Raw genomic sequence first — 22759 nt, forward strand, 5'->3', positions numbered from 1 at the left:
CGGGCGCTTTCCGATGAAAGCCGCGAGCCATCCTGAGAAGAGTGATCACCATGTACAACTTGCCTGACGAAAGAGGCCACTTCGGCCAATTTGGTGGTGTTTTCGTCGCCGAAACGCTGTTTTCCGCACTCAACGAGTTGCGTGAAGCGTACGAGAAATATCAGAAAGACCCGGAGTTCGTCGCCGAGTACGAGCGCGAATTGAAGTACTTCGTGGGTCGCCCGTCCCCGATTTATCACGCCCAGCGCTGGAGCGAATTGCTCGGCGGCGCGCAGGTTTATCTGAAGCGTGAAGACCTGAATCACACGGGGGCGCACAAGATCAACAACGTGATCGGCCAGGCGCTGCTCGCCAAGCGCATGGGCAAGCCGCGCGTGATCGCGGAAACCGGCGCCGGTCAGCACGGCGTGGCCACGGCGACGATCTGTGCGCGCTTCGGTATGGAGTGCGTGGTCTACATGGGCGCCGAGGACGTGCGCCGCCAGGCCGCGAACGTTTATCGCATGAAACTGCTCGGTGCGACGGTCGTGCCGGTCGAATCGGGGTCGCGCACGCTGAAGGACGCGCTGAACGAAGCGATGCGCGACTGGGTCACCAACGTCGAAAACACGTTCTACATCATCGGCACGGTTGCGGGTCCGCATCCGTACCCGATGATGGTGCGCGACTTCCAGCGTGTGATCGGCGACGAATGCCGCGTGCAGATGCCAGAACTCGCTGGCCGTCAGCCGGACGCCGTCATCGCGTGTGTTGGCGGCGGTTCGAATGCGATGGGGATCTTTTACCCGTATATCGACGATAGTTCCGTGCAGTTGATCGGCGTCGAAGCGGCCGGCGACGGCCTCGAAACGGGTCGTCACGCGGCATCGCTGATCGGCGGTAGTCCCGGCGTGTTGCACGGTAACCGCACGTATCTGCTGCAGGACGAAGACGGCCAGATCATCGAGACGCATTCGGTGTCGGCAGGCCTCGACTACCCGGGCGTCGGCCCCGAGCACGCGTGGCTAAAAGAGAGCAATCGCGCCCAATACGTAGGCATCACCGACGAAGAAGCCCTGAAGGCATTCCACGATTGCTGCCGCATCGAGGGCATTATTCCTGCGCTGGAGTCGAGCCACGCGCTCGCTTACGCTACGAAACTCGCGCCGACCTTGTCGAAAGACAAGATTCTGCTGGTCAACCTGTCGGGCCGCGGCGACAAGGACATGCACACGGTCGCTGAGCGATCGGGTATCCAGTTCTGAGCCGCGACGATGCGCGACGAGTTCGACGAGCCGCAGCCGGCGATTGAATCCACGAATCTGGCCGCCGAAGTCCCGGCGGTCGCGGCATCTGCACCGCTGCTGGCGCAGGTGCCGGCCGGCATTCAGCTGTTAAACCGCGATTTTCTAACCGATGTAGCGAACATTCCCGATGAGTCGATCGACCTGATCGTCTGTGATCCGCCTTATGGGTTGGGGAAGGACTATGGCAACGACTCGGACATGCGCACGGGCGAGGAATTTCTCGTCTGGACGCGCGGCTGGCTCGAGCTCGCTGTACCGAAGCTCAAGCCAACAGGGTCGCTCTATATTTTCTGCACCTGGCAATACGCGCCGGAAATCTTCAGTTTCCTGAAGACGAAACTCACGATGGTCAACGAAATCATCTGGGACCGGCGCGTGCCGAGTATGGGCGGCACCACGCGCCGCTTCACGTCAGTGCATGACAACATCGGTTTTTTCGCGGTGTCGAAGGACTACTTCTTCGATCTCGATCCCGTCCGCATCCCGTACGATGCAGTCACGAAGAAGGCGCGTTCGCGAAAGTTGTTCGAAGGAAGCAAGTGGTTGGAGCTTGGCTATAATCCGAAGGATGTCTGGTCGGTATCGCGTCTGCATCGGCAGCATGCCGAGCGCGTTGCGCATCCAACCCAGAAACCTCTGGAAATCGTCGAGCGGATGGTACTGTCCAGCTGCCCGAAGGGCGGCCGCGTGCTCGACCCATTCATGGGCAGCGGCACCACCGCAGTCGCTTGCGTCCGTCATCAGCGCGAATTCGTCGGCTATGAGATCAACGAGAGCTATTGTGCGATAGCGCGCGAGCGCGTCAGCGCCGCCGCTACGCCTGCTGCGCCCCGTCGGACCCGAGCCAGGCCAAAAGTGCAGCCGTCGACCGAAGTGCAGTGAAAAGCGCGAGATGCGCCGCTAAGTTCGCTGAAAAGCGCGCGGCAATGGGCGCGCAATAGCCCTAATTCGAGAGTACTTCCATGTCCCGTATCAAGAACACGTTTGCCGCGCTGTCCGCCCAAGGTAAGAAAGGCTTGATCCCGTTCATGACCGCTGGCGACCCGGACCCGGCTCGCACGGTCGAGTTCATGCACGCCCTCGCCGCCGGCGGCGCCGATGTGATCGAACTAGGCGTGCCGTTTTCCGACCCAATGGCAGACGGTCCTGTCATTCAGCAGTCGTCTGAACGCGCGCTCGCGAAGGGCGTGTCGCTACGCCATGTGCTGGCCGACGTCAAACGCTTCCGCGAAGCCGACGACAAAACCCCGGTCGTGCTGATGGGCTATGCGAATCCGATCGAGCGAATGGGCGCCGAGGCCTTCGCGAAAGCCGCGAAGGAAGCCGGTGTCGATGGCGTGCTGGTGGTCGACTATCCGCCTGAAGAGTGCGCAAACTTCGCGGAACAGATGCAATCTGCCGGGATCGATCCGATCTTTTTGCTCGCACCGACTTCAACCGACGAACGTATCGCCGAAGTCGGCCGCATCGCCAGCGGCTACGTCTACTATGTGTCGCTGAAAGGGGTCACCGGTGCCGCAAATCTGGACGTTTCCAGCATCGCGAGTAAAATCCCGGCCATCAAGTCGCGCGTCCCCCTGCCGGTGGGCGTCGGTTTCGGCATTCGCGACGCGCAAACGGCGCGTGCGGTGGGCGAGGTGGCCGATGCCGTCGTGATCGGCAGCCGTATCGTTCAATTGCTCGAACAGGCAGCGCCCGACGCCGCTGCCGAGACGCTCACGCGTTTCGTTGCCGAGGTGCGCGAGGCGCTCGATAGCGTCGCGACTGCCCGATAACAGTTATTTTTTGTCGCGGTAACGTGAGCGGCGGGCTCGTCCCGCCGTTCGCGCGACTGCTGACCCAGAGGGATTCCCTATGAGCTGGCTCGATAAGCTGCTGCCGCCGAAAATCAAACAAACCGACCCGAAAAACCGCAAGGGAATTCCGGAAGGCCTGTGGATCAAGTGCCCGTCGTGCGAAGCCGTGCTGTATCGCAACGACGTCGAGGCCAATCTGCATGTTTGCCCCAAGTGCGACCATCACATGCGCATCGGCGCACGTGAGCGGCTCGACAGCCTGCTCGATCCGGAAGGCCGCTACGAAATCGGCCAGGAAATCGTTCCGGTCGACGCGCTGAAGTTCAAAGATAGCCGCAAGTACCCTGAGCGCATTAAAGAGGCGATGGACGAAACCGACGAGACCGACGCAATGGTCGTGATGGGCGGCGCGATTCACACGCTGCCGGTCGTCGTGGCGAACTTCGAGTTCTCGTTTATGGGCGGCTCGATGGGTTCGGTGGTCGGCGAGCGTTTCGCGCGCGGCGCGCAGAACGCGCTCGAACAGAAAGTGCCGTTCATCTGCTTCACCGCTTCGGGCGGCGCGCGGATGCAGGAAAGCCTGCTGTCGTTGATGCAGATGGCAAAGACCACCGCGATGCTCACGAAGCTGGCGGAAGCCAGGCTGCCATTCATCTCGGTGCTGACCGACCCGACGATGGGCGGCGTGTCCGCGAGTTTCGCATTCCTCGGCGACGTCGTGATCGCCGAACCGAAGGCGCTGATCGGCTTTGCTGGTCCGCGCGTGATCGAACAGACCGTGCGCGAGAAACTGCCGGAAGGCTTCCAACGCGCCGAGTTTTTGCTGCAAAAGGGCGCGATCGACATGATCGTCGATCGTCGCAAGCTGCGCGAAGAGATCGCGCAATTGCTGGCGCTGTTGAGCCATCAGCCGGCGGACGCGGTCGCGTAAAAGCCGGGCGGCACCGCATTTGCCGCTCTTTCGCCGCGCTGTCGAAGACGCGGCGGAGCCAGAGAAGCAATCAAAAAAAAATAGCGCGCCGCGTGAGCAATCAAGCGGCGCGCTGTCATTTCCAGGATAATTACCGTCGCCTGCGATGCGGCAGCGGTCGAAGCCGAAGCTGGCGCGGCTCAAGGCGCGGGTTTGTGCGCATAAACCGCGCAACGGCCTACGCCCATGACCGGCGACCCGCGACCGCAACCGCCTGACCAGCACCCTTCGCGGCACTGCAGAATCGAACTACCGCGACTCACTCAAGATTCACCCGATGACGACATTCCCCACTCTCGACGCGTGGCTCACGCACCTTGAATCCGCGCATCCGGTCGGCATCGACATGGGTTTGGGCCGAATCTCCCAGGTGCGTGATGCGATGCAGCTATCGTTTGCGTGCCCGATCATCACGGTCGGCGGCACGAACGGCAAAGGCTCGACCTGCGCGATTCTCGAAGCGATCCTGCTGCGCGCGGGCTATACGGTCGGCTGTCACACGTCGCCGCATCTGCTGTCGTTCAACGAGCGCGCGCGCATCAACGGGGCAATGGCAAGCGACGCAGATCTGCTGCCGCACTTCGAAGCCGTCGAGGCCGCGCGCCAGAGCCTCGCCAAACCGGTCACGCTGACCTACTTCGAATTCACGACGCTAGCGATCATGAGCCTGTTCGCGTCGCGCGGCCTCGACGCGGTGATTTTCGAAGTTGGCCTCGGTGGCCGTCTCGACGCGGTCAATATCCTCGACACCGACTGCGCGATCATCACGAGCATCGATATTGACCACACCGACTATCTCGGCGACACGCGCGAAAAAATCGCGTTCGAAAAAGCCGGTATCTTCCGTCCCGGCAAGCCCGCGATTTGCGCGGACCCGGTGCCGCCGCAATCGTTGATCGATCACGCCGAAAAGATCGGGGCGCAATTGTGGTTGTTCGGCCGCGATTTCCGTTACGAAGGCCAGGCCGGCAGCGAGCGACAGCAGTGGAGCTATGTCGGCCCGACGCTGCGGCGCTCGGCGCTCGCGTATCCATCGCTGCGCGGCGCGAATCAGCTGATCAACACGTCGGCGGCGCTGGCCGGGCTCGAAGCTTTGCGCGACCGTCTGCCGGTGTCCGCGCAGGACATCCGGCTTGGCATCGCCAACGTGGATCTTCCGGGCCGTTTCCAGGTACTGCCGGGCAAGCCGTCCATCGTGCTCGACGTCGGCCACAATCCGCATGCCGCCGCGGTGCTCGGGCAGAACCTCGGCAACATGGGCTTTTTCCCGTACACGTACGCGGTATTCGGCGCGATGCGCGACAAGGACATCGCCGGCGTGCTAAGTCATCTGAAAGGCGAGATCGATCACTGGTGCGTGACCGATCTGCCGACCCCGCGCGCCGCGTCCGCGCAAGAGCTGGAAACCGTGTTGCGCGAGCTGGGCGTGGAAGACGGCGCCGACAGCAGCGTCATGCGTTATGCGACGCCGGCGCAGGCTTTCCAGGACGCGCTAAAACGTGCGTCAGAGAATGATAGAATCGTCGTTTTCGGCAGTTTCTATACGGTAGCGGGTGTGATGGCCTACCGGAAATCGCAGCAACACTGAGCGGGCACCAGGCTCGAACCAAGCGATTCATGGGAATTTTCTCGTTCGGCAAGAAAGACGACGCGCCCAGCCGGCGCGGCGCAAACACCAGTTCCAATCGGGCCACCCGGGGTGAACGCGTCGAGCGGCGCACCCGCCGCACCGAGCGCACCGTCGATGCAGATGCAATGCTGCTCGACCCCACGCTGCCGGAAAAGCAGCGCGCGCGCCGCCGGCTCGTCGGCGCAATCGCACTGGTTGTCGCGGCGGTGATCATCCTGCCGATGGTGTTGGACTCGCACCCCAAGCCCGTCACCGACGACATCTCGATCGACATTCCGAACCGGCCCGCGCCGAAGCTCTCCAGATCCACCGCCAACGAAGACGTGCAGGCCGGCGTCGCGCTGGACAATCCGCCGGCCGCCGACACGGGCGTGGCTGCGTCCGGCCTCGCGCCGGCAACGAGCGCGGCGACCACGGCGGCAGCCTCGGCCTCCGCCGCCAAATCGACGCAATCGACCGCAGCGAAACAAGGCGCGACCCTCTCCGCCGCAACTGGCGCTGTTACCGCCGCGACGCCGAAGCCCGCCGCGAAGCCGCAAACGCAATCGCTCGCAGCCAACACCGCGCCTGCTGTCCCCGCCAAACAGACGAAGGCACCCGCCACCACACCGTCGGCGTCGACCGACGACGAAGCGAACACGGCCACCGCCAGCGCCGACGCGAACTCCGGCACGCCGGCCTCGCCGCCGGGCAACCGTTTCGCGGTGCAGCTCGGCGCCTTCTCGAACGAAACGAACGCGCGCAATTGGGCCGCGAAGTTGAAAGCGGCAGGCGTGCCCACATATACGGAACATAGGAAGCAAGCCGACGGCTCGACGCTGACATTGCTGCGTGCAGGCCCGTTCGCCGACCGCGCCGCGGCCACCGCCGCTGTCGCGAAGGTCCGCGAGGCGGGCCTCGTGTCGGGCTCGAACGGCGGCAGCGCACAGTAAGCGAGCGATGTTCACTGCCTTCGACTACGCTGTAATGGCGGTGATCGGTTTGTCGGCGCTGCGAGGCGCCTGGCGCGGTTTGCTGTCGGAAGTGTTTGGTTTGATCGGCTGGGTCGCGGCGTTTTTCATCGCTTGCGAGTTCGTGGGCTACGTGGTCCCGTATATCCCGTCTACCTGGCCGGGCGGCGCGTTGACGCAGTGGCTGCTGGCTTTTTCGCTCGTGGTGATCGGCGTAGTGCTGGTCACGAGCGTGGTGAGCGCGCTGCTCAGCCGCCTCGTGCAGGTCACGGGACTGGGTGGTGCGGACCGCTCGCTCGGTTTGATGTTCGGCCTCGTGCGTGGGGTCGTTCTGGTGCTGATTCTGGTCGCCCTCGCAGGCTTGACCGAACTGCCCAAAGAGGAATTCTGGCGCAACGCGCTGCTTCGTCCGTATGCGGTTGCGGGCGTACGCGCAATGAAACCGCTGCTCCCCGAGGCGCTCGCCGCTTACGTCCATGTGGACGATTCGGGCGCCCCGAGCAATGCGCAACAGGACTCCGGCGCATACCGGCTGCCTTGACGTCGTAGCGCGTGCCGTCGCATGAAAGCGCGGGCGCGGTCGCAGGCACCGGTCGCCATCACGAATTTCGTACCTTTGAAGGACATGCCATGTGCGGCATCGTAGGCGTAGTTTCCCATTCCCCGGTCAACCAGCTGATCTATGACAGCCTGCTGCTTCTGCAGCATCGCGGTCAGGACGCCGCCGGCATCGCGACGGCGAACGGCAGCAATTTCCACATGCACAAGGCCAACGGCATGGTGCGCGACGTGTTCCGCACGCGCAACATGCGCAGCCTGCCGGGCACGACGGGCATCGGCCAGGTCCGTTACCCGACCGCCGGTTCGGCGTCGAGCGAAGAAGAAGCGCAGCCGTTCTACGTGAACGCGCCGTTCGGCATCATCCTCGCGCATAACGGCAACCTCACCAACTGGCAGCAGCTGAAAGATGAGATGTTCCGCATCGATCGCCGCCACGTGAACACCAATTCCGATACCGAAGTGCTGCTCAACGTGCTCGCGCACGAGCTGCAACTGTCGAGCTCGGGTCTGCAGCTCGATCCGGCCGCGCTGTTCAAGGCGGTGTCGGGCGTGCATCGGCGGGTGCGCGGCTCGTATGCGATCGTCGCGTTGATCGCTGGCTACGGCCTGCTTGGTCTCCGCGACCCGTTCGGCATCCGTCCGCTGTGCCTCGGCAAACGGGAAACGGCTGACGGCGTCGAGTGGATGCTGGCGTCGGAATCGGTGGCGATCGAAGGCGTCGGTTTCGAATTCGTGCGCGACGTGCACCCGGGCGAGGCGATTTTCATCGACGCCGAAGGCCAGCTGCATTCGCAGCAATGCGCGACGACCACGAGCCTGAACCCCTGCATCTTCGAACTCGTGTATCTGGCGCGTCCGGATTCGGTGCTCGACGGCGTGCCGGTCTACAACGTGCGTCTGCGCATGGGCGACTACCTCGCCGAGAAGATCAGGCGCGAGCTGCCCGACGTCGCAATCGACGTGGTGATGCCGATTCCCGATTCGTCGCGCCCGGCCGCGATGCAGGTCGCGAAGAAGCTCGGCGTCGAGTATCGCGAGGGCTTCTTCAAGAACCGCTATGTAGGCCGTACCTTCATCATGCCGGGGCAGGCGGTGCGCAAGAAGTCGGTGCGCCAGAAGCTGAACGCGATGAACATCGAGTTCAAGGGCAAGAACGTGCTGATCGTCGACGACTCGATCGTGCGCGGCACGACGTCGCATGAAATCGTGCAGATGGCACGCGATGCGGGCGCGAACAAGGTGATTTTCGCGTCGGCGGCGCCGCCGGTGAAATTCCCGAACGTCTACGGCATCGATATGCCGACGCGCGGCGAACTGGTCGCGCACGGCCGCTCGGACGAGGAAGTTGCGCGCATGATCGGCGCGGACCACCTCGTGTATCAGGACGTCGATGCGCTGAAGCAGGCGGTGCGCGATATCAATCCGGCGCTGAAGGAGTTCGAGGCTTCGTGCTTCGACGGCAACTACGTGACCGGCGACATCACGACCGAATACCTCGACCGCATCGAAAGCGCGCGTCTCGCGCCGTCGTCGCAATCGGATCGCGATGCCGCGAGTGAAGCGATCGACGGTGGCGGCCCGGCGCGTTCGCAGCTGCATCTGCAACTGTCGGTGGGTTGAGCGTACACACCGCGCCCCGAGCGCATTAACATGTTGGCTTGCGTCGATTTGATCTCAGCTTGCGGACGCGGGGCAACCCGAAACAGCTAAAGCGAAGGGCGGAACGCGACAGTCGTCCGCCCTGGCTCCAGCCTCCCCGCACATGAAGCCCGCTTATAGCCCGCTTATGCCGACGCAAAAGCGGGCTTTTTTGTTGCTGCCTTATTTAGCCACGGAAGCAGCCACGGAAACCTGGAGACCAGAACCAAACTCGAAGGCGGCGAGGCCTGCATCGCGACGGCTTCAGGCATGGCCGCGATCATGTCGGTCGTGATGTCGACGTTGCAGGCGGGCGATCACCTCGTCAGCTCGCGGGCGCTGTTCGGCTCGACGCTCGGCATGTTCTCGCAGATCTTCAGCAAGTTCGGCATTACGCGAATGCGCTGTTCGTCGTCGATAACTGCTTCTGCAGCCCGGCGTTGCAGCAGCCGCTGAAACCGGGCGCGGAAGTCGTCATGTATTCTGCGACCAGGTTCCTCGACGGCTAGGGCCGTGTGCTCGGCGGCGCGCTGGTCGGTTCGAAGAAAATCATCATGGAAAAGGTGTTTCCGTTCGTACGCAGCGCCGGGCCGACGCTGTCCGCGTTCAACGCGTGGGTACTGTTGAAAGGCATGGAAACGTTGTCGCTGCGCGTCGAGAAGCAGTCGGCGAATGCGCTCGAAATCGCGCGCTGGCTCGACTCGCATCCGGCCGTCAATCGCGTGTTCTATCCGGGGCTCGAATTTGCGGTGGGGCTTGAAAACGCGGGCGATATCCGTGCGGATCTGCAATGTGGGCTCGAAAGCTGACAGGCAGGGCAAAACCTGTGCGCGGCATACAGGCTTCAAATGGCCTCAAGGGTCTCAAAGCCCTCCGCGCCACCTCCGCCGCGCTCAGTGCCGCAACGCGCGCCACTGCCCGGGCGCCAGCCCGAAACGCCGCGTGAACGCGTGCGTGTAAGCGCTCTGATCGCCGAAGCCGATCTCGAGCGCGATATCGGTCAACGAAAGACGCGCGTCCGCAAGCAGCGTGATCGACGTGTCGAGCCGCAGCCGCTGCAAATAGCGATGCGGCGTCTCGCCGAACGCATCGATAAACAGTTGATGAAAACGCCGCATGCCGAAGCCGCAGTGCGCGGCGAGGTCCGCGATCTTCAGCGGCTCGGACAGATGCGCGCGCAGCCAGCGGTCGATGCGCGCGAAATCGAGACGAACGCCTTCGCTCTGCACACCGGCAAGCGCCCCGGAATCGGCGACAAGCGCGGCGCCCAGGCGTGCCGCAGCATCCCAATGAAAGCGACGGTGACCGAAGGCATTACCTTGCGCTTCGCCCACGCCGCCCGCAGCATGCGCGGCAATCGCGTGCACGAGCTGTGCGAGCGACGGATCAACGGCCACGGCGCGCGCGCGCTCGAACAACCGCTCGGGCACCGCCAGCGACGCCGCAGGCAAATCGAGCACGAGCTGACGGTTCGTGCCGACACCCGCATAATCGTGCCGCGCGCCGGCCGGGATCAGCCATGCGGAGCCGGCGTCGATCTGCTCGGCGACGCCGTCAACCGCCATCACCATTGCGCCGTCGAGCCCCAGCACGACCTGGTGGAAGTCGTGAACGTCCGACGCTTCGATCGCGCCATAGCAGCGCAGCGAAACGTTGGGGGCGGTGACCGCGGCGTGGCTCACGACAATACGCAGACGTGACTCAGACTTCGAGCAGTTCGACTTCGAACACGAGCGTCGCGTTCGGCGGAATCACCCCGCCCGCGCCGCGCACGCCATAGCCGAGTTGCGGCGGAATGGTCAGCTTGCGCTTGCCGCCGACCTTCATGCCTTGCACGCCTTCGTCCCAGCCCTTGATGACCATGCCGCCGTCCAGCACGAACGCGAACGGGTCATTGCGGTCCTTGCTCGAATCGAACTTCTGGCCGTCGGTCAGCCAGCCCGTGTAATGCACGGTCACGGTCTTGCCGGCCACGGCTTCGGCGCCGGTGCCTTCCACGAGATCTTCGTACTTCAGGCCGGATTCGGTCGTCACAGTCGACATGCGTTGCTCCTCAGATCAAAACGTAAAACCGACATTGTAGGCGCGTTGACGTCGATCGCGGAGTCGGGTCCGGTTCCGCGCATGGCATGCGGATTGCATTCCGCGTCGCGATTCGGCCTCGACTGGTCGGTCCGAACGGGATGCCTATAATGGGGCTTCCCCCCATCATCCAGCATTGCCTGAGAGGACTCGATCGTGACTACGTCACCCAACGGGACTGCTGGCGCCCAGCCGGCGTCGGCCGGCTTCGTCATCACCGAACGCAGCGCGCTGCTGCGCGCGGAAACCGCGTTGTTCATGCGCGATCACGTGCTGTCGCTGGTGTCGCACGACCTGCGCGGTCCGTTGAATGCGATTCATAGCTGGGCGTACGTGCTCGAGCGCAAGCTCGACGCGAACGATCCCAATTCACAGCGCGCGATCACCGGCATTCGCAGCGGCGTCGATCAGCAGGTGAAGCTGCTCGAGACGATCGTCGATGCGACGCGCGCCGAAACGAAATCGCTCGCGCTCACGTATGAACCCTTTCCGCTGCATCCGCTGCTCGACGAAACCGTCGAGGAAGTCCGCGCCGGCCTCGCCCGCGCGCGCGGCGTCGAAGTGCGGCTCGACTCGAAGATCGCCACCGAGCAACTGAACGGCGACCGCGCTCGGCTCGCCGCCGCGGTGTGGCTGATGCTGACGTTCGCCGTCGAAGCGAGCGCGCGGGGCACCGAGGTCGCACTGGCCGCGCGCGCGGACAACGGCACATGGCATGCGAGCGTCACGTACGAGCCGAACGAGGCCGCGTTGAACGACGCCGCGCTGCCGCATGTGCTCGAAGCGTTCGCGCGCAAGCAGGCGGGCGAACCGCGCGAGGCGAAGCGCGTCGCGTGGGTGTTCGCGTTGTGCAAACGCGTCGCGGAGGCGCACGGCGGAAGCTTCGAGCAAAGCGATACGACGGAAGCGGACGGCGTCACCGCGACCCCCGCCACGCTCGTGCTGCGCGTGCCGTTCAGCGCGGCGGCGCCGAAATGAGCGTCGCGCGCGAATGCGTTGGCGCACAATCAAGATTTCATCGATCTTTCAGCCCCTATACTGACAACTTTTGTTGCCGGAGCCCGTCGCTTTGATCCAGGTTGTCGCTCTTATCGGTGCAATGTTTCTGGTTGCACTCAACGGCTTTTTCGTCGCCGCCGAATTCGGTCTGGTCAAACTGCGGCAGACCCGCGTGCAAAGCCTTGCCACCCAGCATGGCATGCGCGGACGTCTGCTCGCGAAGGTGCACGGACAGCTCGACGCGTATCTGTCGGCGTGTCAGCTCGGCATCACGCTCGCGTCGCTCGGCCTCGGCTGGATCGGCGAACCGGCGTTCGCGCAACTGCTGATGCCGCTTTTCACCGTGATCGGCGTCGAGTCCGAGAAGCTGATGCATGGCATTTCACTGTTCTTCGCGTTTTCGTGTATTTCGTTCCTGCATATCGTGGTCGGCGAACTCGCGCCGAAGTCGCTCGCGATTCGCGAGGCGGAGAAAATTTCGCTGTGGACCGCGACGCCGCTGTACGGTTTCTACTGGGCCATGTACCCGGCCATCTGGCTGCTCAACACGAGCGCGAACGCGGTGCTGAAGGCCGCGGGGCTCGATACCGACCAGGGTCACGACTCGCGTTACTCGACCGAGGAACTCAAGCTGATCCTGCGCGGCCGCCGCGCGAACGTCGCGAGCGAACTCGGTGCGTCGACCGGCGCGTACAGCCAGGACGAATGGAACACGATCGCGCACTCGCTCGACTTCTCGCGAATGACCGTATCGGACCTGATGCGGCCGTCGCATGAAATGGTGTGCCTGCGGCGCGATCTGCCGCTGCGCGACAACATGCAGGTGGTCGCGCGGCACCGCTTCAGCCGCTATCCGCTGTTCGAGGATGCATCCGGCGAACGCGTGGCCGGCATGATCCATCTGAAGGACCTGCTGCTCGCGCGCCAGGCGGGCAGCACGCTCGACGACCTGTCGCGCTACGTCCGCCCCGTGCAGTACGTGAAGCCGGACATGCCGGCGCTCGAACTGTTCCGGCGCTTTCGCAAGGGCGCGCCGCACTTCGCGCTGGTCGGCCACAAGAACGCGAAACCGATCGGCTTCCTGACGCTCGACAACCTGCTCGGCGCGCTGGTCGGGCAGATCCACGATGAATTCCGCCAGGGCGACGCCGACTGGACCCGCATGGACGACGGCACGCTGATGGGCAAGGGCAGCTTGCCGGTGGTGTCGCTCGAACGTGCTCTGGGTATCGACATCGAGGAAGGCAAGGCCGAATCGGTGGGCGGGCTCGTGATCCAGGCGCTCAACGATCTGCCGAGCGAAGGGCAGCGCGTCGAGTTCGAAGACTTCGACGTCGTGGTCAAGAAGATGAAGGGACCGCGCATCGTGCTCGTGCGCGTGTATCCGAAGCTGTTCGACGACGAGGGCGGTTGAGGGCCGAGCCAACCCGAAGCCTCAACCCTTTTTAGCCGCATCAGCTTCGAGGCACCCCATCCTCCACCAACACCGCGACCGGCATCGCGGCGAGCGCGTCGCGCAGATACAGCAGCCCGTGATCGTCGACTTTCGGCGCGGCGGGGCTCAGCCAATCGAACAGCGCACGCGCCGACAGATCGGGCGGCATTTCGATGGCCGTATCCGCCCATTGCGCCGGCTCGACGAGTGGCAGACCAGCATCATCGCCAAGCAGTCGCGCGGCCAACCGGCTGGCAATCACCACGGCCCACGCATTGCCATGCCGCCGCGCGAACGCGATCACACTCGACGCATGCACGCCGCGCACCGTGAGCGGCAGATACGCGCCCTGACTCAGTAGCTCCGGCAGATGCGCGCGCAACGCCAGCACGCGCTGGATCACCGCGAGCTTGACGCGCCCGTCGCGCCAGTCCGCCAGAAATTCCGACGGCGGCGTTTGCGTCTGCGGCAGCCACGCCTCGCGTTTCGCGAAATCGACGGGCCGCCGATTGTCCGGATCGACGAGGCTGAAGTCCCACAGCTCGGTGCCTTGATAAAGATCTGGGATCCCGGGCGACGCGACACGCAGCACCGTCTGCTGCAGGCTGTTGAGCGCGCCCGCGCGACCAATGCGCTCGACGAACGCCGACAGCTCCTTCAGAAAGGCGTCGCGCCGCTGCGGCGCAAGGATGCCGAACAGGAATTCGCGGCAGCCGGCTTCGTAGGCTTCGTCGGGCGCAAGCCAGCTGGTCTGCAGCTTCGCCTCGCGCAGCGCCTTCAACTGCCATTGCGCGACGCGCTCGGCCAGCTCCTTGACGCCGGCTTCGTCGTCGGCGCGCAGCGGCGGCGGCCAGCAGCCCACCAGCGTTTGATACAGCATCGCCTCGGCGGCGGGGCCGGGAGCCCATGCGTCGCTCTTGTCCTGGCTCACGCTGTTGATCGGCGTGCCGTCGAGCGCTCGACGCTGCGGCGCGTTCAACGTCGACCATGCACGCAACGTCGCGCCCCATTCGTCGGCGATCTCGCTGAGCACCGCGAGCCGCGCGCGCACATCTTCACCGCGCTTGTGATCGTGCGTGGCGGTCGCAAGCATCGCATGAGGAAAACGTTGCGCGCGCTCGAGATTGCCCGCATGAAACTGCTCCACCGACAGCGCGAACTCGCCCGGGTCCGAGCCGACTTCGTTGCGCGACAGCAGACGGCCGTAGCGATAGCACGCGGTGTCCTCGATCGCCTTGGCGGCGAGCGGCGCGGTCAGCTGCGAAAACAGCGTTTGCGCGCTGCGCCGGGACGAGCCCGCATGCGGCGACGCTGCGCCGCCTTGCGCCTGCTGCTGCGACTGCGCGCCGGGCCGCGCGGGCGGGGCCTCTTCGGCGCTGCCGCCGAGCCACGCATTCACGCGCTCGAGCGCCGCATGATCCGAGCGCGGCAGCGAAGCGCGCGCGCCCGCGAGCGCCTCCTCGAAATAGACGTTGTCGGCGGCGCTGCGCAGTCCGCCCAGCGGATACATGCGGTACACGGGGAAATGCACGACCAGTTCGGTCAGCACGCGGCGCAGCGCCGGGTACGTGAAGTCGCGCGTGCTCAGCGAGTCGCGTGCGATCCGATGCAGCGCGCGCGCCGCGCGGTCCAGTTCCGCCGAGAAGTTTTCCGCGAGAATCTTGCGACGCGCCGCGTGCGCTTCATCGGCGAAGCGCGCGCTGCGGCCGGTGAGCTCGGCCCACGTACCGGCGAGCGGGTCCGCGCCGGCCGGATCGTGCAGCAGCGCGCCGACGTCGTTCATGAAGTCGTAGCCGGTCGTGCCGTCGACGGGCCAGTCGTCGCGCAACGGCTCGCCACGGCCGAGAATCTTCTCCACCACCACATACGGCGCGGTGTCGCGCAACTCGCTGAGCCGCTGGCGCAAACGCTGGCAGTATTCGCGCGGCTCGGCGAGCCCGTCGATGTGATCGATCCGCAAGCCGTCGACGAGCCCTTCGCGATAGAGGCGAAAGATCAGCGCGTGCACCGCCTCGAACACCTCGGGCCGCTCGACGCGTACGCCGGCGAGCGTCGAGATGTCGAAGAAGCGCCGCCAGTTCACTTCGTCGGAGGCGGTGCGCCACCACGCGAGCCGGAAATGCTGCCGCTCGATCAGCCGATGCAGCCGGTCGCGCGTGACCGGATCTTCAGGCGCGTAAGTCTCCAGCACGAACTCGATCGCCGACTCGCCTTCGTGCGCGACGAACTCGCGCAGCGCGTCACGCGCCTCGGCGGCGCGCGGCTGATCGGCGGGCTGCGTGGTGAGCCCCTGAAAGCGATTCGCGAGCGCGCTCAGATCGGCGCGGTCGGCGCCTTGCAGGATGGCCGCGTAATCGACCGGGCAGATCGGGAACACGTGCGGACCGTAGCCGATATGAAAGCGTCCGCTGTCGGCCGCGAAATGCAGCCCGATGCGGCCCGCCGCCAGTTCTTCGCCGTACGACGCGCCGAGCGTCGGCAGCAGCACCTTGCCGCGCAGCGCAGGATCGGGCGAATGCCAGTCGACGTCGAAATGACGCGCATACGCGCTGTGGCGGCCCCATTCGAGGATGTCGAGCCACCACGCGTTGCTCGACCCGCCGACGCCCATATGATTCGGCACCATGTCGACGATGAGCCCCATGTCGTGCGCGCGCAGCGTGTCGACGAGGTGCTTCAGGCCCGACTCGCCGCCGTATTCGGCACTGACCTCGGTGTAGTCGACGGTGTCGTAGCCGTGCATCGAGCCGGGCTCGGCCGTCGTGATCGGCGACGCGTACAGGTGGCTGATGCCGAGCGCGGCGAAGTAGTCGATGTGCCGCGCGGCGTCGTCGAACGTGAAGCCTCGATGGAACTGGAGGCGCAGTGTGGAGCGTGGAACGGTCATGGCGTGTCAGGCTCCGCGGAAGTGTTGGATGAACGCGCGGCGGCGCGGCGCGCGCCGTCGACGGCCAGCAGGCGGTCGGTGAACACGGGGTCGTCGAACATCGCGTCGACGGGCAGCGTCATGCGGCGGCGCCAGTTCGGATGTTCGTCGATCGAGCCCGGCAGGTTCGGCTGCTCGTCGAGCGCGAGCAGGTCTTCGAGCGGAAACGTGACGAGCGGCCCGGGTGTCGCGGCGACGAATGCGAGCGCTTCGTCGACCGGCGCGTTGTCGGCGTCCGGCGGCGCGACATCGGGCGCGGCCACGCCCGCTTGCTGGAACGCGCGCCACAAGTCGGCGCGCTGCTGCGCGCGCTCTTCGAGCGCCGCTTCCTCGGGATCGCGCCCGTCGGCGCGCGCCATCGTCTGGCCGATGCGGTTGCGCCACATGATGTCGCTGCCGCGCCACCAGCCGGCGACGGTCGGCAGATCGTGCGTGGTCGTCGTGCCGACCGCGTAGCGGTCCCAATCGGCCGGCGCCTTGAAGCCGTTGCCGTCGGGGGCGCCTTCGAACCACAGCACGCGAATCCCCTCGATGCCGTGCTCGTCGAGCCGCTCCCGAAACCCGGACGGCACGGTGCCGAGGTCCTCGCCGATCACGATCGCGCGATGCCGCCACGATTCGAGCGCGATCAGCCGCAGCAGGTCTTCGAACGGATAGCGCAGATACGCGCCATTGCGCGCGCTTTCGCCTTCGGGCACGAGCCACAGACGCCGCAAGCCGAGGATGTGATCGATGCGGATGCCGCCGGCATGCGCGAACGCCGCGCGCAGCATGTCGATGAACGCGGCGAAGCCTTGTGTGCGCATCGCGCGCGGCGAAAAGGTCGTGAGTCCCCACGACTGGCCGGCCTGGTTGAAGAGATCGGGCGGCGCGCCGACCGACACGCCCTGCAGCATGTCGTCGGGATAGGACCATGCATGACTGCCGGCGCTGTCGCAACCAACCGCGAGATCGGCGATCAGGCCGACCGCCATGCCGGCTTCGCGCGCGGTGTGCTGAGCGTGCAACAGCCCGCGCGATGCCAGCCACTGCAGGAACAGATGAAAGTCGACCTCGTCGCGATGCGCGGCGGCGAACGCCTCGACTTCGGGGCTGCGTGGGTCGCGCAACGCATCGGGCCAGTTGCGCCAATGGCCGTCGCCGCCTTGCGCGAGCTGCGCGGCCTGCAGCGCTTCGAAGCGCGCATGATCTTCGAGCGCGCGCCCCGCGCGTTCGCAGAAGCCGTGAAATTCGAGCGCGCGCGGCGAGTGCTGCGGGCGCTCGTTGGCGCTGAACTGCTCGTACAGCGCGCGCAAAACCGTGAGCTTCAGCGGGGTCGCGTGCGGCCAATCGATCAGCGGCAGCTCTTCATATTTGGACCAAGCGTTGCCGGCTTGCGCCGATGCGGACGCGGACGCATCCGTGCCGAACACCGCGGCCGGATCGATATGCGTGACGTTGAGCCATAAACGCGACGACGGCGCGTACGGGCTGAAGCGCTCGGGCTGCGCGCTGAACATCGCGTGGGTCGGACTGACGGCGAGCGCGTGCGCGCCGCGCTGCGCGCCGTGCCGCGCAAGCTGCGCGAGCGCCGTGTAGTCGCCGATGCCGCCGTCGCCGGTGCGGCGCAAGCCATACAGTTGCGCGGCGATGCCCCACAGCGGCGGCGCGGGCGGCGCGGCTTCGCGTTCGCCTTCTGCGCCGCCGCCGTGCAGCGTGCGCCACGCGTCGGCGACGGTGTAGCAGCGCGGCGGCGCGACCGCGAGCGTCATGCGCTGGTCGTTGATCACGAGCGTGTGATAGCCGGTTTCGTCGATCGGCGTGAGCAGCGCTTCCTCGCCTTTCGGCGCGGTGAAGCGGCCGTCGATGATCGAGCCGCTCTCCAGCTCGATCCGGTAATGGCTGCCCGACCTGACCGCGGCCGCGGGCAGCGCGATGCCACGCCCGATCACCGCGGTCATCAGCGGCGGCAGCCGGCGGCCCGATAGTTCGGCCTCCAGAGCAGCGGCGCTGTGGCGGATATCCGTGGCGTTGCCGCACGGCAGACCCATGCGTTCGAGCAGCGTGCCAAGAGTCTTCTCCGGCACGTGCTGCGTATGATGGTGCGCGTCCTGCCACTCCACCTCGAAGCCTGCGCGGGTGGCGAGCGCGGCGAGCCTGTCGTTGGGGCGTCGGGTCGTCACGCGCGCTGCTCCTCGTGCGATGCGATGCGCGCATCGTGGCGGCTCGCGAATTCGTTGATGTCGCCGGTCAGCCACGCGATGCACGCATGCGCGGGCAACACCCGCGCGTCGGCCTGTTCGCGCGCGCGCGGCGGTGTTTCGAAAATGATCTTGCCGTCGGGGATGGCGTCGAACGCGACGTTCTGCTGCGACAGATTCAGCGCGATCGACAGCGTCTCGCCATCGCCTAGTTTCCAGCGCGCGATCAGCGCGTTCGCGTCGCCGCCACCGGCATCGCGCAGCACGGTCGCGCCGCACGCCTTCGTATGTTTCAGGCGCGGCGTGATCAGCTTCGCGCGCACCGCCAGCGCGGACTTGTAGTAATGCATCCAGTCGAGCCGATCCGGCGTCGGCTGTACATCGGGCGCGGGTGGCGACGAGGCGGCGAAGGTCTGGGCATCGTTCGGATCGGGAATCTGCGCGCGGCGTTTCTCATCGCTGAATGCGGCAAAGCGCGCGAATTCACGGCGCCGCCCTTCGCGCACGGCGTCGGCGAGATCGCCGGTGTAATCGGTGAAAAACAGGAACGGTTGCGTCGATCCATGCTCCTCGTCCATGAACAGCAGCGGAATTTGCGGCGACAGCAACAGCAACGCGGTCGCGGCGCGCAGCGCGTCATCCGAGGTCAGCTTGCGCAGACGTTCGCCGAATGCACGGTTGCCGATCTGATCGTGGTTCTGCAAAAACATCACGAACGACGTCGGCGGCAGATGCGCGCTCGCTTCGCCACGCGGCGCACCATCGTGCAGCGGCGACGGCTCGCCCTGATACGCGAAGCCTTCGGACAGCACTCGCGCGAGCCGGCGAATCGGTTCGTTGGCATACGCGTGGTAATAGCCTTCGGTTTCGCCGGTCAGCAGCACGTGCAGCGTGTTGTGCGCGTCGTCGTTCCATTGCGCGTCGAAATGCGCGTCGAGCAGGCTCGCGCTGTTGTGCTCGTTTTCGATCACCAGATGCACGTGACGGCCCTGCTGCACGCGCGCGCGGATATGGTCCGACAGCTCGCGCAGCCACCCGGGATTGTCGATCGCATGCACCGCATCGAAGCGCAGTCCGTCGAAGCGGTACTCGTTGATCCAGTAGACGGCGTTGTCGGTGAAGAAGTCGCTGACTTCGCTGCGCTCGAAGTCGATCGCGGGGCCCCACGGCGTGTTCACGCCTGCGCGGAAAAACGGCTCCGCGTAAGTATGCAGATAGTTGCCGTCCGGTCCGAAGTGGTTGTAGACGACGTCGAGAAACACCATCAGGCCCACACCATGCGCGGCGTCGATCAGCGCCTTCAGTTCTTCGGGGCGGCCGTATGCGGAGTCGGGCGCGTACGGGAACACGCCGTCGTAACCCCAGTTGCGACGACCGGGAAAGTCGTTCAACGGCATCAGTTCGATGGCGGTGACGCCGAGCGCGGCGAACTCGGGCAGGCGCTTTTGCACGCCCGCATACCCGCCCATCGCACCGACGTGCAATTCGTACAGCACCGTTTCTTCCCAGGGCCGGCCGTGCCATTCGGTGTGTTCCCAATGGTAGGCGCGCGGATCGATGACCTCGCTCGGGCCGTGCACGTCCCGCGGCTGGAACCGCGCGGCCGGATCGGGCACCGCCTGCCCGTCGTCGAGCTGGAACCGATACAGCGTGCCCGCGCCGCTCTCCACGGTGGTCTCGAACCAGCCGTTGCCGGTCGGAGCCATGTCGTGCGCGCCTTGCGCGGGGCCGTTTTCGACGACCACCCGCACGCTGTTGCACGACGGTGCCCAAAAACGGAACCGCGTGCGCGGTCGCGGGCCGCTCGCGCCGATCAACTGCGCGCTGAACGGCAGGCAGTGCGCGTGATGATGCGTGTGAGGATCAATCGGACTTTCAGACATGTCTTCACCATTCGAATCTGCTAACGAGCCTGGACGGCAATGCGACGCAACGCAAGCAGGCATTGCGTCGCAACATTCTTGCCACCCCGGCTGCGGTGCGATTTGTCCACGCTCGAACCAGGTCGCCGCAGTGCATCGTTCATTGCGAACCATCGTCCTTTGCGGTCTGCGCGCCCGGATCGGGCGGCAGCGCGGTCAACAGCCGCGGCCCGTGCTGCGCGCCAGCCACCCAGCCGGCTTGCCAATCCGCTTCACCGGTCGGTTGCGCGGCGAGTATCACGAGGCCGTGCGCGGCGACCTCGAGTTCGGCCGTCGCGAGCCGCTGCGGCGCGCGTTCCGGATCGGCCGTGTCTAACAGCACATGCCATTCCAGGTGCGGCGCGGGAGGCGCGAACTGCAGCGGTTCCTCGTGAGCGTTGAGCATCAATAACAATACTTCGGTTTCGCCATTCAGGCCCGGACCCGCGCGACGCAACGTGAACGCGCGTCCCTCGGGGTCCTGCCACGCTTCGATCGTCAGCGGATCGCCGTGTTCGTCGAACCAGCCGACGTCGAACAGGCCGGGCAGCACTTCGCGGTCGCCGAACAGAAAGCGCGTTTCACGCAGCAGCGGATGGCGCTTGCGCAACCCGATCACGCGCGCGACGAACTCGGTCATGCGCTGACCTTCCGGCGAATCCGCGAGGTCCCAGTCGATCCAGGATAGGTCGTTATCCTGACAGTACGCATTGTTGTTGCCGCGCTGCGTGCGCAGCGCTTCGTCGCCGGCCAGCAGCATCGGCGTGCCGAGCGCGAGCATCAGTGTCGCGATCAGCGAGCGCGACACCCGACGGCGGGTCGCGAGGATCGCGGGGTCGTCGGTCGCGCCTTCGAGACCCCAATTGCGGCTGCAATTCTCGTTGTGGCCGTCGTTGTTGTCTTCCAGGTTGGCTTCGTTGTGCTTCTGCTCGTACGCGGTGACATCGGCCAAGGTGAAGCCGTCATGCGACGTGACGAAGTTGATCGACGCCCACGGCTTGCGATGCCGCCGGTTGAACAGATCGGCCGAACCGGTCATGCGCGCGGCGAGGTCGGGCCGCAGGCCGGCATCGCCACGCCAGAAACGTCGCACCGTGTCACGGAAACGGTCGTTCCATTCGCTGAATCCCGGCGGATGATTGCCGAGCTGATAGCCGCCAGGGCCGAGATCCCATGGCTCGGAAATCAGCTTGCGTTGCGATAGCACCGGGTCCTGGCGCAACGCGTCGAACAGGCCCGAGCCCGGATCGAAGCCGTGGCTTTCGCGCCCGAGCGTCACGCCGAGATCGAAACGGAAGCCGTCGATATTGAACGCGGTCGACCAGTAGCGCAGTGAATCCATCACCATCTGCAGCACGCGCGGATGCGGCAGATTGACCGTGTTGCCGCAGCCCGTGTCGTTGATATGGTGACGCTCGTCGCCGGGAATCAGCCGGTAATAGCTGGCATTGTCGAGGCCGCGCCATGAAATGGTCGGGCCCATCTCATTGCTTTCGCAAGTGTGGTTGTAGACCACGTCGAGAATCACCTCGATGCCGGCCGCGTGCAGCTGGCGCACGGCGATGCGCATTTCGTCGAGCCGGTGCGTGCTCAGATAGGTCGGCTCCGGCGCGAAGAACGCTGCCGTGTTGTAGCCCCAGTAATTGCGCAGGCCGCGCTCCACGAGGAAGCGGTCGTTCAGAAACGCGTGCACGGGCAGCAGCTCGACCGCGGTCACGCCGAGCTTCAGCAAATGCTCGATGAACTCCGGCGACGCGAGCGCCGCGAACGTGCCGCGTTCATGCTGGCGCAGATCAGAGCGCAGCATCGACGCGCCGCGCAAGTGCGTTTCGTAGATCACGGTCTCGCCCCACGGCACGTCGGGCCGCCTGTCGTGCGACGAGTCGAACGCCTCGTCGATCACGACGCACTTGGGCATCGCGGGCGCGGAATCGCGCCGGTCGATCGAAAGGTCCGCGCGATTCGAATGCACGCGATAGCCGAACAGCGCGTCGGACCAGCGAAACTGCCCGACGAGCTTGCGCGCATACGGGTCGAGCAGCAGCTTGTGCGGATTGAAACGATGCCCGAAATGCGGCTGATACGGCCCATGCGCGCGAAAGCCGTACGCGGTGCCCGGATGCGCGTTCGGCAGATAGCCGTGCCAGATCTCGTCGGTGCATTCGGGCATGGTGAAGCGGCGAATCTCCTTGCGGCCGGTTGAGTCGAACAGGCATAGCTCGATTTTCTGCGCATTGGCCGAGAACACCGCGAAGTTGACGCCCAGCCCATCCCAGTTCGCGCCGAGCGGATACGGCGAGCCGGGCAGCAACCGCTCGGGCAACGCATGCGACATGATTTCCCTTTCCTGTTCTGATTGTCGAGCTAGCGCTCGGGTCTGCCTGGGTCTTCATGCAACGGGCGCG

At 65.3% G+C, this 22759-nt stretch carries 16 protein-coding genes and 1 pseudogene; 11 read left to right on the forward strand and 6 right to left on the reverse strand.

What is annotated here, in order from left to right:
• Window positions 1-50: 50 nt before the first annotated feature.
• The 9 genes and pseudogenes from trpB to F6X39_RS17540 all read left to right on the forward strand — a co-directional run bounded on the left by trpB (window position 51) and on the right by F6X39_RS17540 (window position 9640).
• On the forward strand, window positions 51-1244 hold the full coding sequence (trpB, locus tag F6X39_RS17500) for a tryptophan synthase subunit beta (RefSeq protein ID WP_184036034.1): 1194 nt from the start codon (window positions 51-53) through the stop codon (window positions 1242-1244).
• A gap of 9 nt (window positions 1245-1253) precedes the next feature.
• The gene (locus F6X39_RS17505) at window positions 1254-2168 is read left to right on the forward strand and encodes a DNA-methyltransferase (protein ID WP_187617532.1); all 915 of its coding nucleotides are present in this window, start codon (window positions 1254-1256) and stop codon (window positions 2166-2168) included.
• 80 nt (window positions 2169-2248) lie between these two features.
• Window positions 2249-3061 carry a tryptophan synthase subunit alpha gene (gene trpA, locus F6X39_RS17510; protein WP_184036040.1) on the forward strand — a complete coding sequence of 271 codons (813 nt, stop codon included), beginning with the start codon at window positions 2249-2251 and terminating at the stop codon, window positions 3059-3061.
• 79 nt (window positions 3062-3140) lie between these two features.
• Complete coding sequence (accD, locus tag F6X39_RS17515) at window positions 3141-4013, forward strand: acetyl-CoA carboxylase, carboxyltransferase subunit beta (protein ID WP_090808311.1); 873 nt, start codon at window positions 3141-3143, stop codon at window positions 4011-4013.
• 316 nt (window positions 4014-4329) lie between these two features.
• The gene (gene folC / locus F6X39_RS17520; protein WP_090808313.1) at window positions 4330-5640 is read left to right on the forward strand and encodes a bifunctional tetrahydrofolate synthase/dihydrofolate synthase; all 1311 of its coding nucleotides are present in this window, start codon (window positions 4330-4332) and stop codon (window positions 5638-5640) included.
• Between the two features lie 29 nt (window positions 5641-5669).
• Window positions 5670-6614, forward strand: a complete 945-nt coding sequence (locus F6X39_RS17525; RefSeq protein WP_187617533.1) for an SPOR domain-containing protein — start codon at window positions 5670-5672, stop codon at window positions 6612-6614.
• Window positions 6615-6621: 7 nt separating this feature from the next.
• On the forward strand, window positions 6622-7173 hold the full coding sequence (locus F6X39_RS17530) for a CvpA family protein (protein ID WP_090808318.1): 552 nt from the start codon (window positions 6622-6624) through the stop codon (window positions 7171-7173).
• 89 nt (window positions 7174-7262) lie between these two features.
• Window positions 7263-8813 carry an amidophosphoribosyltransferase gene (gene purF / locus F6X39_RS17535; protein WP_187617534.1) on the forward strand — a complete coding sequence of 517 codons (1551 nt, stop codon included), beginning with the start codon at window positions 7263-7265 and terminating at the stop codon, window positions 8811-8813.
• Between the two features lie 300 nt (window positions 8814-9113).
• Window positions 9114-9640: pseudogene (locus tag F6X39_RS17540) on the forward strand (PLP-dependent transferase).
• Window positions 9641-9724: 84 nt separating this feature from the next.
• On the opposite strand, the gene F6X39_RS17545 reads toward F6X39_RS17540, so the two are convergent.
• Window positions 9725-10513, reverse strand: coding sequence for an AraC family transcriptional regulator (locus F6X39_RS17545; RefSeq protein ID WP_090808320.1), 789 nt, complete (start codon window positions 10511-10513; stop codon window positions 9725-9727).
• Between the two features lie 19 nt (window positions 10514-10532).
• Complete coding sequence (locus F6X39_RS17550) at window positions 10533-10874, reverse strand: FKBP-type peptidyl-prolyl cis-trans isomerase (RefSeq protein ID WP_090808322.1); 342 nt, start codon at window positions 10872-10874, stop codon at window positions 10533-10535.
• Window positions 10875-11069: 195 nt separating this feature from the next.
• On the opposite strand from F6X39_RS17550, the gene F6X39_RS17555 reads away from it, so the two are divergent.
• Window positions 11070-11891 carry a sensor histidine kinase gene (locus tag F6X39_RS17555; RefSeq protein WP_187617535.1) on the forward strand — a complete coding sequence of 274 codons (822 nt, stop codon included), beginning with the start codon at window positions 11070-11072 and terminating at the stop codon, window positions 11889-11891.
• A 91-nt stretch (window positions 11892-11982) separates the two neighbouring features.
• Window positions 11983-13326, forward strand: coding sequence for a hemolysin family protein (locus F6X39_RS17560; protein WP_184036049.1), 1344 nt, complete (start codon window positions 11983-11985; stop codon window positions 13324-13326).
• 40 nt (window positions 13327-13366) lie between these two features.
• Here F6X39_RS17560 and treY read toward each other — a convergent pair whose 3' ends face one another.
• The 4 genes from treY to glgX all read right to left on the reverse strand — a co-directional run bounded on the left by treY (window position 13367) and on the right by glgX (window position 22689).
• The gene (gene treY, locus F6X39_RS17565) at window positions 13367-16234 is read right to left on the reverse strand and encodes a malto-oligosyltrehalose synthase (protein WP_187617536.1); all 2868 of its coding nucleotides are present in this window, start codon (window positions 16232-16234) and stop codon (window positions 13367-13369) included.
• The gene (malQ, locus tag F6X39_RS17570) at window positions 16231-18435 is read right to left on the reverse strand and encodes a 4-alpha-glucanotransferase (protein WP_187617537.1); all 2205 of its coding nucleotides are present in this window, start codon (window positions 18433-18435) and stop codon (window positions 16231-16233) included. Before malQ ends, treY begins: the two co-directional genes overlap by 4 nt.
• Window positions 18432-20336, reverse strand: a complete 1905-nt coding sequence (gene treZ, locus F6X39_RS17575) for a malto-oligosyltrehalose trehalohydrolase (protein ID WP_187617538.1) — start codon at window positions 20334-20336, stop codon at window positions 18432-18434. The genes malQ and treZ overlap by 4 nt, the downstream gene beginning before the upstream one ends.
• Before the next feature lie 139 nt (window positions 20337-20475).
• Window positions 20476-22689: a glycogen debranching protein GlgX gene (gene glgX, locus F6X39_RS17580; RefSeq protein ID WP_187617539.1), complete on the reverse strand. Its 2214-nt coding sequence runs from the start codon at window positions 22687-22689 to the stop codon at window positions 20476-20478.
• Window positions 22690-22759 lie beyond the last annotated feature (70 nt).

Source organism: Paraburkholderia sp. UCT2 (genome assembly GCF_014397665.1).
Classification (GTDB): Bacteria; Pseudomonadota; Gammaproteobacteria; order Burkholderiales; family Burkholderiaceae; genus Paraburkholderia; species Paraburkholderia tuberum.

Bases quoted from the DNA above. Each gene is read 5' to 3' on its own strand.
- trpB (WP_184036034.1), top strand. From the start codon at position 51: ATGTACAACTTGCCTGACGAAAGAGGCCACTTCGGCCAATTTGGTGGT.
- F6X39_RS17550 (WP_090808322.1), bottom strand. From the start codon at position 10,874: ATGTCGACTGTGACGACCGAATCCGGCCTGAAGTACGAAGATCTCGTG.
- accD (WP_090808311.1), top strand. From the start codon at position 3,141: ATGAGCTGGCTCGATAAGCTGCTGCCGCCGAAAATCAAACAAACCGAC.
- F6X39_RS17505 (WP_187617532.1), top strand. From the start codon at position 1,254: ATGCGCGACGAGTTCGACGAGCCGCAGCCGGCGATTGAATCCACGAAT.
- F6X39_RS17530 (WP_090808318.1), top strand. From the start codon at position 6,622: ATGTTCACTGCCTTCGACTACGCTGTAATGGCGGTGATCGGTTTGTCG.
- purF (WP_187617534.1), top strand. From the start codon at position 7,263: ATGTGCGGCATCGTAGGCGTAGTTTCCCATTCCCCGGTCAACCAGCTG.
- treZ (WP_187617538.1), bottom strand. From the start codon at position 20,336: ATGTCTGAAAGTCCGATTGATCCTCACACGCATCATCACGCGCACTGC.
- trpA (WP_184036040.1), top strand. From the start codon at position 2,249: ATGTCCCGTATCAAGAACACGTTTGCCGCGCTGTCCGCCCAAGGTAAG.
- F6X39_RS17525 (WP_187617533.1), top strand. From the start codon at position 5,670: ATGGGAATTTTCTCGTTCGGCAAGAAAGACGACGCGCCCAGCCGGCGC.
- folC (WP_090808313.1), top strand. From the start codon at position 4,330: ATGACGACATTCCCCACTCTCGACGCGTGGCTCACGCACCTTGAATCC.
- glgX (WP_187617539.1), bottom strand. From the start codon at position 22,689: ATGTCGCATGCGTTGCCCGAGCGGTTGCTGCCCGGCTCGCCGTATCCG.
- treY (WP_187617536.1), bottom strand. From the start codon at position 16,234: ATGACCGTTCCACGCTCCACACTGCGCCTCCAGTTCCATCGAGGCTTC.